This window comes from Maritimibacter harenae (assembly GCF_009882975.1).
GTDB lineage: Bacteria > Pseudomonadota > Alphaproteobacteria > Rhodobacterales > Rhodobacteraceae > Maritimibacter > Maritimibacter harenae.
This window is the reverse complement of record NZ_WTUX01000002.1, coordinates 27,203-40,637: the sequence shown is the minus strand read 5'-3', so window position 1 is coordinate 40,637 and position 13,435 is coordinate 27,203. Positions and strand designations below refer to the sequence as shown.

The window sequence follows — 13,435 nt, the reverse complement described above, 5'->3', positions numbered from 1 at the left end:
GACGTGGCCCCCTTGCCTTAACCGGCCGTCACTGCATCTCGCACTGGTCGGCGTAGTTATCGACGTAGTCGTCGAAGATCTTCTCCTTGGCCGAGGTCGCATAGAGACCGTCGTCACGCTTCACCGCCTCGACGAGGTAGAAGTCCTGCACCGGGTAGTTGTTGACGCCGAACTCGAAGTCGCCACGGGGGCTGTCGAAGTCCGCTTCCTTGAGGGCCGCGCGCAGGGCGTCACGGTCGGTCAGGTCACCGCCGACCTTCTCGACGGCCGAGTTGATCAGCTGGGCCGCGTCATAGGCCTGCATCGCGTAGGTGCCGGGCACGTGGTCGTACTTCTCGATGTAGGACGTGACGAATTCCTCGTTCGCCGCGTTGTCCAGGTCCGGGGCCCAGTTGGCACCGCCAAGAAGACCCAGCGCCGCGTCCTGCGTCGCCGGCAGCGTGGTCTCGTCCACCGTGAAGGCCGACAGGAACGGGATCGAGGTGAGCCCGGCCTGGCCGTACTGCTTCACGAGGTTCACGCCCATGCCGCCCGGCATGAAGGTGAAGAGCGCGTCGGGCTGGAAGGCCGCGATCTGCGCCAGTTCGGACGAGAAGTCGAGCTGCCCAAGCTCGGTGAAGACCTCGCCGGCCACGTTGCCGGTGTAGGAATGCTTGAACCCGGCAAGGCTGTCGCGCCCGGCCTGGTAGTTCGGCGCCATCAGGAAGACGTTCTGGTATCCCTGCTGCTCGGCGTAGGCACCCATCACCTCGTGGTTCTGGTCGTTCTGGTAGGACGTGACGAAGAAGTTCTCGTTGCAGTCCGGCCCCGCGAAGTTCGACGTGCCCGCGTTGGTCGAGATCAGGATCGTGCCCGTCTCGGTCACCGGCTGGTGGATCGCGACGAGGATGTTTGAGAAGATCGGGCCGACGACGAAGTCGACTTCTTCACGCTGGACCAGCTCGCGGGCGTTGTCCGCGGCAAGGTCGGGGCGCTGCTCGTCATCGACGACGATGATCTCGGTCTCCATTCCGCCGATCTTGCCCATCTTGTCGGCCGCCAGCATGAAGCCGTTGCGCGCCTGCTCGCCAAGCGCCGCAGCGGGGCCGGAAAGCGTGTAGATGAGGCCGATCTTCAGGACGTTGTCCTCGGCCGCCGGCGGCACGTCCTGCGCCATCGCGGGCGCGGCGATGCCGGCCAGCAGTGTCGTTGCAAGTAGCTTTTTCTTGAAAGTCATAATTGTCTCCCGTGTTGGTTCTGGTTTGGGGCCGCGCCGTCTGTCGGGCGTCGTACCGCTTGTTTTGGCCTGCCCACCCATTCAGCGGGCCGACCGTTCAGGACGCAAGTCCTTTCCTGTCCCGGCCTGCCTCGACCGGATCGAGCGCCGCCTGCATCAGGGGGCTGTCCGGATCGGCAAGACCGTCGATCACGTTGAAATGGTGCCGGTCGGGTTCGGCCACCTCCACGGTGGGCGCGCCGAGACCGTGCCAGATGTTGGCCAGAAGCGCCGCCTGGCGGAGGAATTCATGCCGCTCGCCGCCGCCGACCCACGCGGTGAGCCGCACGCCGGGCAGCGGCCGCTTGAGCGCGGGGCTGTTGGCCTCGGCGCTGTCCATGTCGAGCCGCAGCGTGTCATTGCGCGTGGTCCGCAGCATCGGGCGCAGGTCGTGCAGGCCCGAGATCGAGACGACATGCTTCAACCGTTCGCGCGTCGCCGCCGAAAGGGGGCTGTCTTCGCACATCATAGCCGAGACAAGGTGCCCGCCCGCCGAGTGGCCCGACAGCACGATGGGCCCGTCGACCTCGCCCGCCGCGTGGTCGATCGCGGCACCGATCTGCGCAGTGATCTGTGCGATCGTGACGTCCGGGCAGAGATCGTAGGAGGGCATGGCCACGGCCCACCCCCGCGCGACGGCGCCGGCGGCGAGATGCGACCAGTAGGTCTTGTCCAGCGCCATCCAGTAACCGCCGTGAACGAAGACGAAGAGGCCCCTGGGCGTGCCTTCCGGCAGGAAGAGGTCGTAGCGGTTTCGCTCGCCCTCACCATAGGGGATGTCCAGCCGGGCGCGATCCGACGCCTGCATCCGGGTGCGATACGCCTCGGCCGGCGCGACCCATGGCCCCGGGTAGGCATCGCCCCCCGGAATGTTGCCGCCATTCTCATAGGCGTCATCCCAATCCGCGACCTCGTGGACGAGCATTGGCGCCTCCTTTTCCCTGTTCGCGTGCGTCCCTGCTCGGATGGCGGGCGCATCATTATGAAAGGCATCGTGGCGTGTAAGATTCAACATTTCAAGCTCAAACCTTTTTTGCTTGAAATAAATTTTTGCGACGCCTAGCCTTTCCGTCGACCGGCCAATGAGAGGGAGGCGAAGCACCGTGGCGCGTTCAGCAAACGAGGCCGATCCGGCATACCTTGCTTCGGACACCGAAGCCTCCAAGGCCCGGCTGCGCCTGTGGCTCAGGATGCTCAAGAGCACGCGGCGAGTCGAGGCTGCGCTGCGTGAGCGGCTGCGCCGCGAGTTCGACAGCACCCTGCCCCGCTTCGACGTCATGGCGGCGCTCGCCCGCTATGATCGCGGCCTGAAGATGAGCACGCTTTCGGGCGTGCTGCGCGTGTCCAACGGCAATGTCACCGGCATCGTCGACCGCCTGGCCGAGGACGGCTTCGTCGTCCGCGAGCCATTTCCGGGCGACCGCCGCGCGTCGATGGTGCGCCTGACCCGCAAGGGGCAGGAGGAATTCGCCCGACAGGCCGCAGCCCATGAGAACTGGATCGATGAACTGCTCGAGGACTTTTCGCCCGAAGAGGCCGACACGCTCTCGGACCGGTTCGACGCCATAAGCCAGAAGGAGGACGAGGCTTGAGGACCGACACCAAACACTTCCGCTGCGAGATCGACGAGGGCATCGCGACGCTGCGCCTCGACCGCCCGGAGCGCAAGAACCCCCTGACCTTCGACAGCTATGCCGAGCTGCGCGACTGGTTCCGGGAGCTGCATTACGACGACTCCGTGAAGGCGGTGGTCTTCGGCTCCAACGGCGGCAACTTCTGCTCGGGTGGTGACGTGCACGAGATCATCGGGCCGCTTACCAAGATGTCGATGAAGGAGCTTCTGGCCTTCACCCGGATGACCGGCGATCTCGTGAAGGCAATGATCAACTGCGGCAAGCCGATCATCGCCGCGGTCGACGGCGTCTGCGCCGGCGCCGGCGCGATCATCGCGATGGCCTCGGACATGCGCCTGGCCACGCCCGCGACCAAGACCGCGTTCCTCTTCACCCGCGTCGGCCTTGCCGGCTGCGACATGGGCGCCTGTGCAATGCTGCCGCGCATCATCGGCCAGGGCCGCGCGGCGGAGCTGCTCTACATGGGCCGCTCGATGAACGCCGACGAAGGTTCCGCATGGGGCTTCTGGAACCGCGTGGTGGACGCCGACGCGCTGGAAGCCGAGGCGCAGGAGATGGCGCGCAAGATCGCCGCGGGCCCGAACTTCGGCCACATGATGACCAAGACCATGCTGAACCAGGAATGGTCGATGTCGCTGGAACAGGCCATCGAATCCGAGGCGCAGGCGCAGGCCATCTGCATGCAGACCGAGGATTTCACCCGCGCCTACAACGCCTTCGTCGCGAAGGAAAAACCCGTGTTCGAGGGGGATTGATGCCCGATCAGACCTACCTGGACTGGCCGTTTCTCGAAGACAGCCACCGGTCCCATGCCCGGGCGCTGGACGACTGGGCCGGAAAACTGGGCCCGATCGACCACCACGACACAGACGCCACCTGCCGCGACCTGGTAGGCCGGCTGGGGGCGGACGGCTGGCTGAAACCCACCGCCGTCGATCCCGCCGATCCGAAGCCGCTCGACGTGCGCACCCTGTGCCTGTCGCGCGAAACGCTGGCGCGTCATGACGGGCTGGCGGATTTCGCCTTCGCCATGCAGGGCCTCGGCACCGGGGCGCTGTCGCTCTTCGGCAGCACGGCGCAGCAGGACGAATGGCTCCCGCTGACCCGCAGCGGCAAGGCGATCTCGGCCTTCGCACTGACCGAGCCGCAATCCGGTTCGGACGTGGCCAACTCGACCATGACCGCCACCGATGACGGCGACGCCTGGGTGCTCGACGGCGAGAAGACCTGGATCTCGAACGGCGGCATCGCGGATGTCTACACGCTCTTCGCGCGCACCGGCGAAGGTCCGGGCGCCAAGGGGCTGTCGGCTTTCGTGGTCCCCGCCGACACGCCGGGGCTCGAAATCGCCGAACGGCTTGAAACCATCGCGCCGCACCCGCTGGCCACCCTGCGCTTCACCGGCGCGCGGCTGCCGAAATCGGCGCTGATCGGGCAGCCCGGGCAAGGCTTCAAGATCGCGATGTCCGTGCTGGACGTCTTCCGCACGTCGGTCGCGGCGGCCGGCCTCGGCTTCGCCCGGCGCGCGCTGGACGAGGCGCTGAACCGGGTCACCTCGCGCGAGGTGCAGGGCAAGCCTCTGTCCGAGCTGCAACTCGTGCAGGGCCACATCTCGGACATGGCGCTCCGGGTCGATGCGGCCGCCCTGCTGGTCTACCGCGCCGCCTGGGCCAAGGATTCCGGCGCGCCCCGCGTCAGCCGCGAGGCCGCGATGGCCAAGCTCTTCGCCACTGACGAGGCCCAGAAGGTCATCGACGCGGCGGTGCAGCTGCATGGCGGCGACGGGGTGAAATCCGGCGAGACGGTCGAACGTCTCTACCGCGAAATCCGCGCGCTGCGCATCTACGAGGGCGCCTCGGACGTGCAGAAGGTGATCATCGCGCGCCAGACGCTCGACGCGGCGACCCGCGCGGGCTGAACAGACACCAACGCGGCCCCGATCCGGAAACGGGGCGCGGCATCCGGGCGATGCGGGCCAACCCGCACGCTCTCCGGCAAGACCGGCAACAGGGAGATCGAAAGATGACGGGCACTACCTCCTTCGACGACGTCCTGGGCCCCTCGGCCCACGTCGACACATTCACGCGCGACAACCTTCCGCCCCTCGACCAGTGGCCGGATTTCCTGCTCGACGGGTTCGACTACCCCGACCACATCAACGTGGGCGTCGAGTTGACCGACGCGATGGTCGAACGCGGCCACGGCGACCGCACGGCGCTGATCGGCAACGGGCGGCGGCGAACCTACAAGGAACTGGCCGACTGGACCAACCGGCTGGCCAACGCGATGGTGCACGACATGGGCGTGAAGCCCGGCAACCGCATCCTGATCCGCTCGGCCAACAACCCTGCGCTGGTCGCCTGCTGGCTGGCCGCGATGAAGGCCGGGGCGGTGGTGGTCAACACCATGCCGCTCCTGCGCGCCGGTGAGCTGACGCAGATCGTGGACAAGGCCGAGATCCAGTTCGCCCTTTGCGACACCCGCCTGATGGACGAGATGGCGACCTGCGCCAAGCAGAGCCGTTTCCTGAAATCCGTCGTCGGGTTCGACGGCACCTCGAACCACGACGCCGAGCTCGACCGGCTCGCGCTCGAAAAGCCCGTGCAGTTCGACGCGGTCAAGACCGGGCGCGACGACGTGGCGCTTCTGGGCTTCACGTCGGGCACCACCGGTTCGCCCAAGGCGACGATGCATTTCCACCGCGACCTTCTGATCATCGCGGACGGCTACGCGAAAGAGGTCCTGGGCGTCGTGCCCGAGGACGTCTTCGTGGGCTCCCCGCCGTTGGCCTTCACCTTCGGCCTCGGCGGCCTCGCGGTGTTCCCGCTGCGCTTCGGGGCGGCTGCGACGCTGCTGGAGAACGCCTCCCCGCCCAACATGATCGAGATCATCGAGAAATACCGCGCCACCGTGTCCTTCACTGCGCCCACCGCCTACCGCGTGATGCTCAAGGCGATGGACGAGGGCGCCGACCTGTCCTCGCTCCGCGCGGCGGTCTCGGCCGGGGAGACCCTGCCCGCCCCCGTCTACGAGGAATGGATGGAGAAGACCGGCAAGGCCATGCTCGACGGCATCGGCGCGACCGAGATGCTGCACATCTTCATCTCCAACCGCTTCGACGACCACCGCCCGGCCTGCACGGGCAAGCCCGTCGGCGGCTACGAGGCGAAGGTGGTGGACGACGACGGCAACGAGGTGCCGCGCGGCACCATCGGCAAGCTGGCCGTGCGCGGCCCGACCGGCTGCCGCTACCTCGCCGACGAGAGACAGAAGAAATACGTCTGGAAGGGTTGGAACGTCACCGGTGACGCGTTCAGCATGGACGAGGACGGCTACCTCCACTTCGCTGCACGCAACGACGACATGATCATCTCGTCGGGCTACAACATCGCAGGCCCCGAGGTGGAGGCGGCGCTGCTGTCGCATGCCGCCGTCGCCGAATGCGCGGTGGTGGGCAAGCCGGACGAGGACCGCGGCTCCATTGTCGAGGCGCACGTGGTGCTGGCCGAAGGCTTCGACGAAGACGACGAGGGCCTGGTGAAGGCGCTGCAGGATCATGTGAAAGCGGCCATCGCGCCCTACAAGTATCCGCGCTCCATCGTCTTCACCGAGGCGCTCCCCAAGACCGAGACGGGCAAGATCCAGCGTTTCCGGCTGAAGGCTTGAGGCTCAGGACGGGCCGTGCGCGGTGCTGGGGCATTCCCCGAAGCGCGCACGGTAGTCCCGTGAAAACCGCCCGAGGTGCGAAAAGCCGCAGGACCACGCCACGTCGCTGACGCTTTCGCGGTCCTGCCGCCGGCTGAGCCGGTAGCGCGCCATGTCCAGGCGCACGTCGCGCAGGTATTGCTTGGGTGACAGGCCGAAGGCGCGGCGGAACCCCAGTTGCAGCGAACGCAGGTTCAGGCCCGCATGGGTGGCGATGTCGTCCACCCGGATCGGCTCGACCAGGTTGTCGTGGATGTATTCCACCGCCCGCCGCAGTTGCGGCGCGGTCGGCAGAAGGTCCTGGCGCCACAGCATGTGCGACACGTTGCTTGGCTGCAGCGTCAGCAGCGCCTCCGCCAGTTCACGCTCGGTCCAGATTTCCGACAGCCCCGGCCGACCGGCCCAAAGCTCGCCCCGCGTGGCGGCCGCGGCAGCACCCGTGACCTGTCGCAACAGCCGGGCACCCGCGGGCCGGGTGAGATCCACGGCCGGGTCGAAACGAACGGGGCCGGGGAGCGGGGTGCCGATCATCTCTTCGGCCACCTGCTCCAAATGCGCGCGGTCCACTTGAAGTAGGAGCTTCCGGCAGCCCGCGCCCCAGGTCATCCGCGTCTCGCGATCCGGATTGAGCAGTGTCGCGCGGTCGCGGCAGGCCACGACCTCTTCGCCCCGGTGGCGGATGCAGGCCTTCCCCGCCAGCGGAATCTGGAGCAGGTAGAATTCGCCGAGCAGGCCCGGGTCGATCTCGACCTCCCCGCCATAGCCCAGCGCGTTCAGGGAGACGTGTCGCCCGCTGACATGATCGTGCACCACGTCCAGCCGCTCGCCCCGCCCCAGCTCGAGCCGATGATCGCAGAAGGCCCGGCCGACGACGTCGCGCGCTTCCGACAGGTCCTGCGTCCGCAACAGCGGATGGCCCTGCAACAGCGTGTCGTACCCGTGCGTCATCGTCCGATCCATGCCTGCATCGTGGAGCGGCAACGGATTCATTTCAAGCTTCAAGCATTGGGATTCGTAAAACGGATAATCCTTTTGGACGGACTCGTGCACAGTGAGTGCAGGCGGACCGGGAGAGTCCGCTGCACAACAGGAGGTCTTTCATGGACTATGGAGTCATGCCGGACGACGGCAGCGTGCGCGATGCGCAGTGGAACGTCGTCGGTCACACCTACACCCCCAAGATGCTGAGCGAAAACGCCTTCATCTGGCACGCCCTCATCCCCGCCGAGACGTTCGTGCCGCCGCACATCCACCCCACGCAGGACGAATGGATCGTCATGCTGGAAGGCGAGCTCGAGGTCGAGTTCGGCGAGGACAAGCAGAAGGCCGGACCCGGCGACACCGTGAAGATGCCGATGGGCAAGGCGCACGGCATCTACAACCGCTCCGGCAAGGACGCGGTGTGCATCTTCGGCGTCGCGCCGTCGCGCAAGCTGTTCGAGCTCTTCGGCAAGCTCGACGGCGTCACCGATCCCGAGGAACTGGTGCGCATCTCGGCCGAACACGAGGTCGACTTCCTTCCGCCCCCCGACGAAGCGTGATCGGAGGCTGATATGGTCAACCGCAAGACAGTGGCGGTCATCGGCGGGGGCGTGAGCGGCCTCGCCGCTGCCAAGGCTTTTTCCGAAAAGGGACACGAAGTCCGCGGCTTCGAACGCAGCCACGACTTCGGCGGGGTGTGGGAGCTTTCACGCTCCTATCCCGACGTGCAGACACAATCGCCCAAGGATCTATACCGCTTCACCGACATGCCGATGCCCGAGGACTACCCCGAGTGGCCCAAGGGACCGCAGGTGCATGCCTATCTCCACGATTATGCGAAGAAGCATGATCTTGCGCGGCACTTCCGGCTCAACACCGAGGTGCTGAACATGGAACGTCGCGCCGACGGCGCCCCAGGCTGGACCCTGACGCTGCGCGCCGATGGCAAGGAATGGGACGAGGACGTGGATTTCGTCGCGATCTGCACCGGCCAGTTCTCCGAGAAGAACATCATCACCCACCCCGGGCAGGAGGCCTTCACGGCCGAAGGCGGACAGGTGATGCATTCCTCGGAATACACCGATCCGGCCATCGTCAAGGGAAAGCACGTGGCGGTGCTGGGGGCCTCGAAATCGGGCACGGACATCGCGGTGAATGCGGCGAAGAACGGGGCCAAGTCCGTTCACCTCGTCTACCGCGAGAACGTCTGGCGGATCCCCTATTTCATCGGGGGGATCAACTTCAAACGGCTGCTCTACATGCGCGCGCAGGAGATGCAGTTCAACGGCTGGGGCCGCGGCCCGCTCGCCCGCGTCGGCGCGGCGGTGACCAAGCCCTTGGTGTGGGCCAACTTCCGCGGGCTGGAGACGATGTTGAAACTTCAGCTGGGGCTGAAGAAGCACAACATGGTCCCCGACACGCCGATCGAGAAAGAGGCGTCCTGCTCTCTGCCCATCGTCACGCCGGGGCTATTCGAGCTGATGAACGAAGGAAAGATCAAGCCCGTGATCGGCACCTTCGAGCGTTACGAGGAGGGTCACAAGCTGCGCCTGACGACGGGGGACGTGATCCCCTGCGATCTCTCGATCCTCGCGGTGGGCTGGAAACTCGGCGTGCCCTACCTGCCCGAGCACTGGCGCGAGAAGCTGATCGAACCGGACGGACAATACCGGGTCTACCGCCTCTCGGTGAACCCGGACCTGCCCGACATGGGGTTCGTGGGCTTCAACTCCAGCTTCTGCACCGTGCTGTCGGCCGAGCTCATCGCCAATTGGCTGGTGCGCTACATGGACGGCCAGCTCAAGCGCCAGCCGAGCCGGGAAGAGATGGAGCGGGACATCGAGGCCAACCTCGCGTGGCGGCGCCGGGAACGGCCGGCCGCGAAGGTCTATGGCGGGCTCTGCTCGGCGCCCTTCCACTTCCGGCATTTCGACGAGCTGATGCAGGACATGGGCGCGCGCCAGTGGAAGCGCTCCAACCCGGTAGCCGAACAGTTCAGCCACCCCGACGCCTCGGCCTACGGCAAGTTCCTTGCCACCACGCCCGAGTACCGGGCGGCCTGACAAACGCGCAGCCCGCGCCACGTTCGGCGCGGGCTGCTCGACCACCTACCCCCCACACCGCAAAGAAGAACGCCGCCGCCCGGGAAGAGCGGCGGCGTGGTCGTTGCATGGCAACGCTGCCTCTTCATGGCGCGAAGGCTTATGCGTCGGAAAGCACTGCGGTCGCTTCGATCTCGACCTGCGCCTCGTCTTCGACCAGCGCGGTCACCACGACCATCGTCATCGCGGGGAAATGATAGCCCATCACCTCCCTGTAGGCCGCGCCGATTTCCTTCTGTCGGGCCACGTATTCCTTCTTGTCGGTCACGTACCAGGTCAGGCGCGTGATATCCGTGACGTCGCCGCCCGCGGCACGCACCACGTCCGCGATATTGCGGAGCGCCTGGCTCATCTGCCCGATGAAATCGTGGCTTTCGAAGACCTGGTCGGCGGTCCAGCCGATCTGTCCGCCGACGAACAGCACGCGGCCTTCGGCCACGATTCCGTTTGCGTAACCTTTGGCCGGTTTCCAGCCCTCGGGGTGAATTGTCATCGTGCTCACGGCCTGTCGTCCTCCATCATGTCTTCATGGGCGGCGCACCCTCGTACGGGCGTCGCTCTAGCGGTCTCAGGGAGCACATTCCAGCACATGAAGAAAAATTTCAAGCCTAAAGCTTTATGCTTGAAATGTTTTGCTGGCGATGTGACACTCAGGCGAAATCGTACTTCGAGGAGGAAGAGATGAAGACAGTCTGTCTCGGCGGCGGCCCGGCCGGCCTCTACTTTGCCATCAGCCTGAAGCTGCGCGTTCCGGAGGCGGAAGTGACCGTCATCGAACGCAACAAGCCGGACGACACGTTCGGCTGGGGTGTCGTTCTCTCGGACGAGACGCTCGACAACCTCCAGGCCAACGACCCCAAGAGCGCCGAAGCGATCCGCGAACACTTCGCCTACTGGGACGACATCAAGGTCATCAAGGAGGACGTGGAGATCACGTCCACCGGTCACGGCTTCTGCGGTCTGGGCCGCAAGCAGATGCTGCTGCTCCTTCAGGATCGCGCGCGCGAGCTGGGCGTCGAGCTGAAGTTCGAAACGGAAGTCGACGACATCGACGCGCTCAAGCAGGAATACGACCTGGTGGTCGCCGCCGACGGGATCAACTCCAAGACGCGCAAGCGCTACGAACACGCCTTCAAGCCCGAGATCGACACCCGCGCCTGCAAGTTCGTCTGGCTCGGCACCCACGCGAAGTTCGACGACGCCTTCACCTTCATCTTCAAGAACACCGAGCACGGCTGGATCTGGGCGCATGCCTACCAGTTCGACGCCGACACGGCGACGTTCATCGTCGAATGCGCCGAGGACACGTGGCTGAACTTCGGGTTCGACAAGATGGACCAGGAGGAAATGATCGCGGTCTGCGAAAAGGTTTTCGCCGATCACCTCGACGGCCACGCGCTGATGTCGAACGCCAAGCACCTGCGCGGCTCCGCCTGGCTGAACTTCAACCGCGTGCTGTGCGAGAAATGGCACCACGAGAACGTGGTCCTGCTGGGCGACTCCTCGGCCACGGCGCATTTCTCGATCGGGTCGGGCAGCAAGCTGGCGCTCGAGTCGGCCATCGCCCTGGCGGACCTCGTGACGAAGGAGCCGACACTCGAACAGGCGTTCGAGAAGTACCAGGACGAGCGCCGCCTCGACGTTCTGCGGCTGCAATCGGCGGCCCGCAACTCGACCGAATGGTTCGAGGAGGTCGAACGCTACCTCCACCTCGACCCGGTGCAGTTCAACTACTCGCTTCTGACCCGGTCGCAGCGCATCAGCCACGAGAACCTGCGCCTGCGCGATGCCGAATGGCTGCGCTCGGCGGAGGAGTGGTTCCAGGCGCAGGCCGGTGCCAACGGCGTGCACCGCGCACCGATGTTCGCCCCCTTCCAGCTGCGCGACATGCGGCTCAAGAACCGGGTCGTCGTCTCGCCGATGGCGCAATACAAGGCCAAGGACGGCTGCCCGAACGACTGGCACTTCGTCCATTATTCCGAGCGCGCAAAAGGCGGCGCGGGGCTTGTCTACGTCGAGATGACCTGCGTGTCGCCGGAGGGGCGCATCACCCCGGGCTGCCCGGGCCTCTACGCCCCCGAGCACGAGGCCGAGTGGACGCGCCTTTGCGATTTCGTCCATTCCGAGACGGACGCGAAGCTGTGCATGCAGATCGGTCATTCCGGCCGCAAGGGGTCGACCCAGCTCGGCTGGGAAGAGATGGATGCGCCGCTCGAGGCCGAGAACTGGCCGGTAATGTCGGCCTCCGCCATTCCGTGGTCGGAGCGCAACCCGGTCCCGAAGGAGATGGACCGCGACGACATGGACCGCGTCCGTGACCAGTTCGTCGAGGCGACCCGCATGGCCCAGCGCGCCGGGTTCGACATGATCGAGCTGCACGCGGCCCACGGCTACCTCCTGTCGTCCTTCATCTCGCCCATCTCCAACGTGCGCACGGACGAATACGGCGGTTCGCTCGAGAACCGCATGCGCTACCCGTTGGAGGTGTTCCGCGCGATGCGCGAGGTCTGGCCGGAAGAAAAGCCGATGTCGGTGCGCATCTCGGCCACCGACTGGGTCGGGGACCGCGGCGTCGAGGGCGAAGAGGCCGTCGAGATCGCCCAGATGTTCCGCGACGCGGGCGTCGACATCGTCGACGTCTCGGCCGGGCAGACCAGCGTCGAGGCCAAGCCGGTCTACGGCCGGATGTTCCAGACGCCCTTCTCGGACCGCATCCGAAACGAGCGTGGCATCCCCACGATGGCCGTCGGCAACATCTACGAACCCGACCACGTCAACTCGATCCTGATGGCCGGCCGCGCGGACCTCGTCTGTCTCGCCCGACCGCACCTTGCCGATCCCTACTGGACGTTGCACGCCGCCGCCGCATTGGGCGACGCGGACTCCGCCTGGCCCCTGCCCTACCTGCCGGGCCGTGATCAGATGCAGCGCCTTGCGGAACGCGGCGAGGGGCTGGGGATCCGCGTATGACGGACCTGAGCGGACGCACGGCCCTCGTCACAGGCGGGGGGTCCGGCCTCGGGGCGGACCTCGCGCGCAGCCTTGCCGAGGCGGGCGCGACCGTCTGGATCGCGGGCCGCCGCAGGGCCCCGCTGGAGGCGATGGCCGCCGAACACGAGCGCATTCACGCGGTCGAGGCGGACGTCACCGACGAAGCGTCGGTCAAGGCGATGTTCGATACCGTGGGACCCTGCGACATCGTCATCGCCAACGCCGGCGCCTCGGCGAGCGTGCCGTTCACGCGGACCGATCTCGACACCTGGCGCCAGATGATCGACGTCAATCTCACCGGCGCGTTCCTCACGCTGCGCGAGGGCGCCCTGCGATTGAAGGGCGCCGATTGGGGCCGGCTGATCGCCGTCGCCTCAACGGCGGGGCTGAAGGGCTACGGCTATGTCTCGGCCTATTCGGCGGCCAAGCACGGCGTGATCGGGATGGTGAAGTCGGCCGCGCTGGAAATGGCGCGGACCGGCATTACCGTGAACGCGCTCTGCCCCGGGTTCCTTGACACCGAGATGACCGACCGCTCCACGGCGAACATCGCGGAGAAGACCGGGATGACGCCCGAAGACGCCCGCGCGCAGCTTGAAGCAATGAGCCCGCAGCGGCGCCTGATCCGGCCCGAAGAGGTGACGGCCGCCGCTCTGTGGCTTTGCGGGCCGGGCTCCGAAGGCATGACCGGGCAGGCCATCGCCATCGCGGGCGGCGAGGTCTAAGAAGGTCGCGCGCGGCGTGCGGTTCGTATCGCCGCGCGGACA

Annotated in this window: 12 protein-coding genes; 8 read left to right on the top strand and 4 right to left on the bottom strand. The window is 66.3% G+C overall.

Features of this window, described 5'->3' with window-relative positions; genetic code table 11:
- Positions 1-28: 28 nt before the first annotated feature.
- Both GQE99_RS00290 and GQE99_RS00285 read right to left on the bottom strand, forming a co-directional pair.
- Positions 29-1,216: an ABC transporter substrate-binding protein gene (locus GQE99_RS00290; RefSeq protein WP_235917047.1), complete on the bottom strand. Its 1,188-nt coding sequence runs from the start codon at positions 1,214-1,216 to the stop codon at positions 29-31.
- Positions 1,217-1,313: 97 nt separating this feature from the next.
- Positions 1,314-2,180 (bottom strand): alpha/beta hydrolase, encoded by an 867-nt coding sequence (locus GQE99_RS00285; protein WP_161349590.1) that lies wholly within the window; start codon positions 2,178-2,180, stop codon positions 1,314-1,316.
- A 265-nt stretch (positions 2,181-2,445) separates the two neighbouring features.
- Here GQE99_RS00285 and GQE99_RS00280 point away from each other — a divergent pair, with 265 nt between their 5' ends.
- The 4 genes from GQE99_RS00280 (at position 2,446) to GQE99_RS00265 (ending at position 6,555) form a co-directional block, all read left to right on the top strand.
- Positions 2,446-2,847: a MarR family winged helix-turn-helix transcriptional regulator gene (locus GQE99_RS00280; RefSeq protein WP_235917066.1), complete on the top strand. Its 402-nt coding sequence runs from the start codon at positions 2,446-2,448 to the stop codon at positions 2,845-2,847.
- On the top strand, positions 2,844-3,644 hold the full coding sequence (locus GQE99_RS00275; protein WP_161349588.1) for an enoyl-CoA hydratase family protein: 801 nt from the start codon (positions 2,844-2,846) through the stop codon (positions 3,642-3,644). Before GQE99_RS00280 ends, GQE99_RS00275 begins: the two co-directional genes overlap by 4 nt.
- Entirely contained in the window at positions 3,644-4,807 is a 1,164-nt protein-coding gene (locus tag GQE99_RS00270; protein ID WP_161349587.1) for an acyl-CoA dehydrogenase family protein, read from the top strand. The genes GQE99_RS00275 and GQE99_RS00270 overlap by 1 nt, the downstream gene beginning before the upstream one ends.
- 104 nt (positions 4,808-4,911) lie before the next feature.
- The gene (locus tag GQE99_RS00265) at positions 4,912-6,555 is read left to right on the top strand and encodes an AMP-binding protein (RefSeq protein ID WP_161349586.1); all 1,644 of its coding nucleotides are present in this window, start codon (positions 4,912-4,914) and stop codon (positions 6,553-6,555) included.
- Positions 6,556-6,558: 3 nt separating this feature from the next.
- Here the strand turns inward: GQE99_RS00265 and GQE99_RS00260 are convergent, their stop codons facing one another.
- Positions 6,559-7,554, bottom strand: coding sequence for an AraC family transcriptional regulator (locus GQE99_RS00260; protein ID WP_161349585.1), 996 nt, complete (start codon positions 7,552-7,554; stop codon positions 6,559-6,561).
- Positions 7,555-7,694: 140 nt separating this feature from the next.
- On the opposite strand from GQE99_RS00260, the gene GQE99_RS00255 reads away from it, so the two are divergent.
- Complete coding sequence (locus GQE99_RS00255) at positions 7,695-8,135, top strand: cupin domain-containing protein (protein ID WP_161349584.1); 441 nt, start codon at positions 7,695-7,697, stop codon at positions 8,133-8,135.
- A 12-nt stretch (positions 8,136-8,147) separates the two neighbouring features.
- Entirely contained in the window at positions 8,148-9,638 is a 1,491-nt protein-coding gene (locus GQE99_RS00250; protein WP_161349583.1) for a flavin-containing monooxygenase, read from the top strand.
- A 139-nt stretch (positions 9,639-9,777) separates the two neighbouring features.
- Here GQE99_RS00250 and GQE99_RS00245 read toward each other — a convergent pair whose 3' ends face one another.
- Positions 9,778-10,170 carry a RidA family protein gene (locus tag GQE99_RS00245; RefSeq protein ID WP_202530530.1) on the bottom strand — a complete coding sequence of 131 codons (393 nt, stop codon included), beginning with the start codon at positions 10,168-10,170 and terminating at the stop codon, positions 9,778-9,780.
- A gap of 188 nt (positions 10,171-10,358) precedes the next feature.
- Here GQE99_RS00245 and GQE99_RS00240 point away from each other — a divergent pair, with 188 nt between their 5' ends.
- Positions 10,359-12,647, top strand: a complete 2,289-nt coding sequence (locus GQE99_RS00240; protein ID WP_161349581.1) for a bifunctional salicylyl-CoA 5-hydroxylase/oxidoreductase — start codon at positions 10,359-10,361, stop codon at positions 12,645-12,647.
- The gene (locus GQE99_RS00235; protein ID WP_161349580.1) at positions 12,644-13,393 is read left to right on the top strand and encodes an SDR family NAD(P)-dependent oxidoreductase; all 750 of its coding nucleotides are present in this window, start codon (positions 12,644-12,646) and stop codon (positions 13,391-13,393) included. The genes GQE99_RS00240 and GQE99_RS00235 overlap by 4 nt, the downstream gene beginning before the upstream one ends.
- Positions 13,394-13,435: the final 42 nt, after the last annotated feature.

Coding starts and splice junctions, on each gene's coding strand:
- GQE99_RS00250 (WP_161349583.1), top strand. CDS start 8,148: ATGGTCAACCGCAAGACAGTGGCGGTCATCGGCGGGGGCGTGAGCGGC.
- GQE99_RS00265 (WP_161349586.1), top strand. CDS start 4,912: ATGACGGGCACTACCTCCTTCGACGACGTCCTGGGCCCCTCGGCCCAC.
- GQE99_RS00240 (WP_161349581.1), top strand. CDS start 10,359: ATGAAGACAGTCTGTCTCGGCGGCGGCCCGGCCGGCCTCTACTTTGCC.
- GQE99_RS00255 (WP_161349584.1), top strand. CDS start 7,695: ATGGACTATGGAGTCATGCCGGACGACGGCAGCGTGCGCGATGCGCAG.
- GQE99_RS00280 (WP_235917066.1), top strand. CDS start 2,446: ATGCTCAAGAGCACGCGGCGAGTCGAGGCTGCGCTGCGTGAGCGGCTG.
- GQE99_RS00235 (WP_161349580.1), top strand. CDS start 12,644: ATGACGGACCTGAGCGGACGCACGGCCCTCGTCACAGGCGGGGGGTCC.
- GQE99_RS00270 (WP_161349587.1), top strand. CDS start 3,644: ATGCCCGATCAGACCTACCTGGACTGGCCGTTTCTCGAAGACAGCCAC.
- GQE99_RS00290 (WP_235917047.1), bottom strand. CDS start 1,216: ATGACTTTCAAGAAAAAGCTACTTGCAACGACACTGCTGGCCGGCATC.
- GQE99_RS00260 (WP_161349585.1), bottom strand. CDS start 7,554: ATGGATCGGACGATGACGCACGGGTACGACACGCTGTTGCAGGGCCAT.
- GQE99_RS00285 (WP_161349590.1), bottom strand. CDS start 2,180: ATGCTCGTCCACGAGGTCGCGGATTGGGATGACGCCTATGAGAATGGC.
- GQE99_RS00245 (WP_202530530.1), bottom strand. CDS start 10,170: ATGACAATTCACCCCGAGGGCTGGAAACCGGCCAAAGGTTACGCAAAC.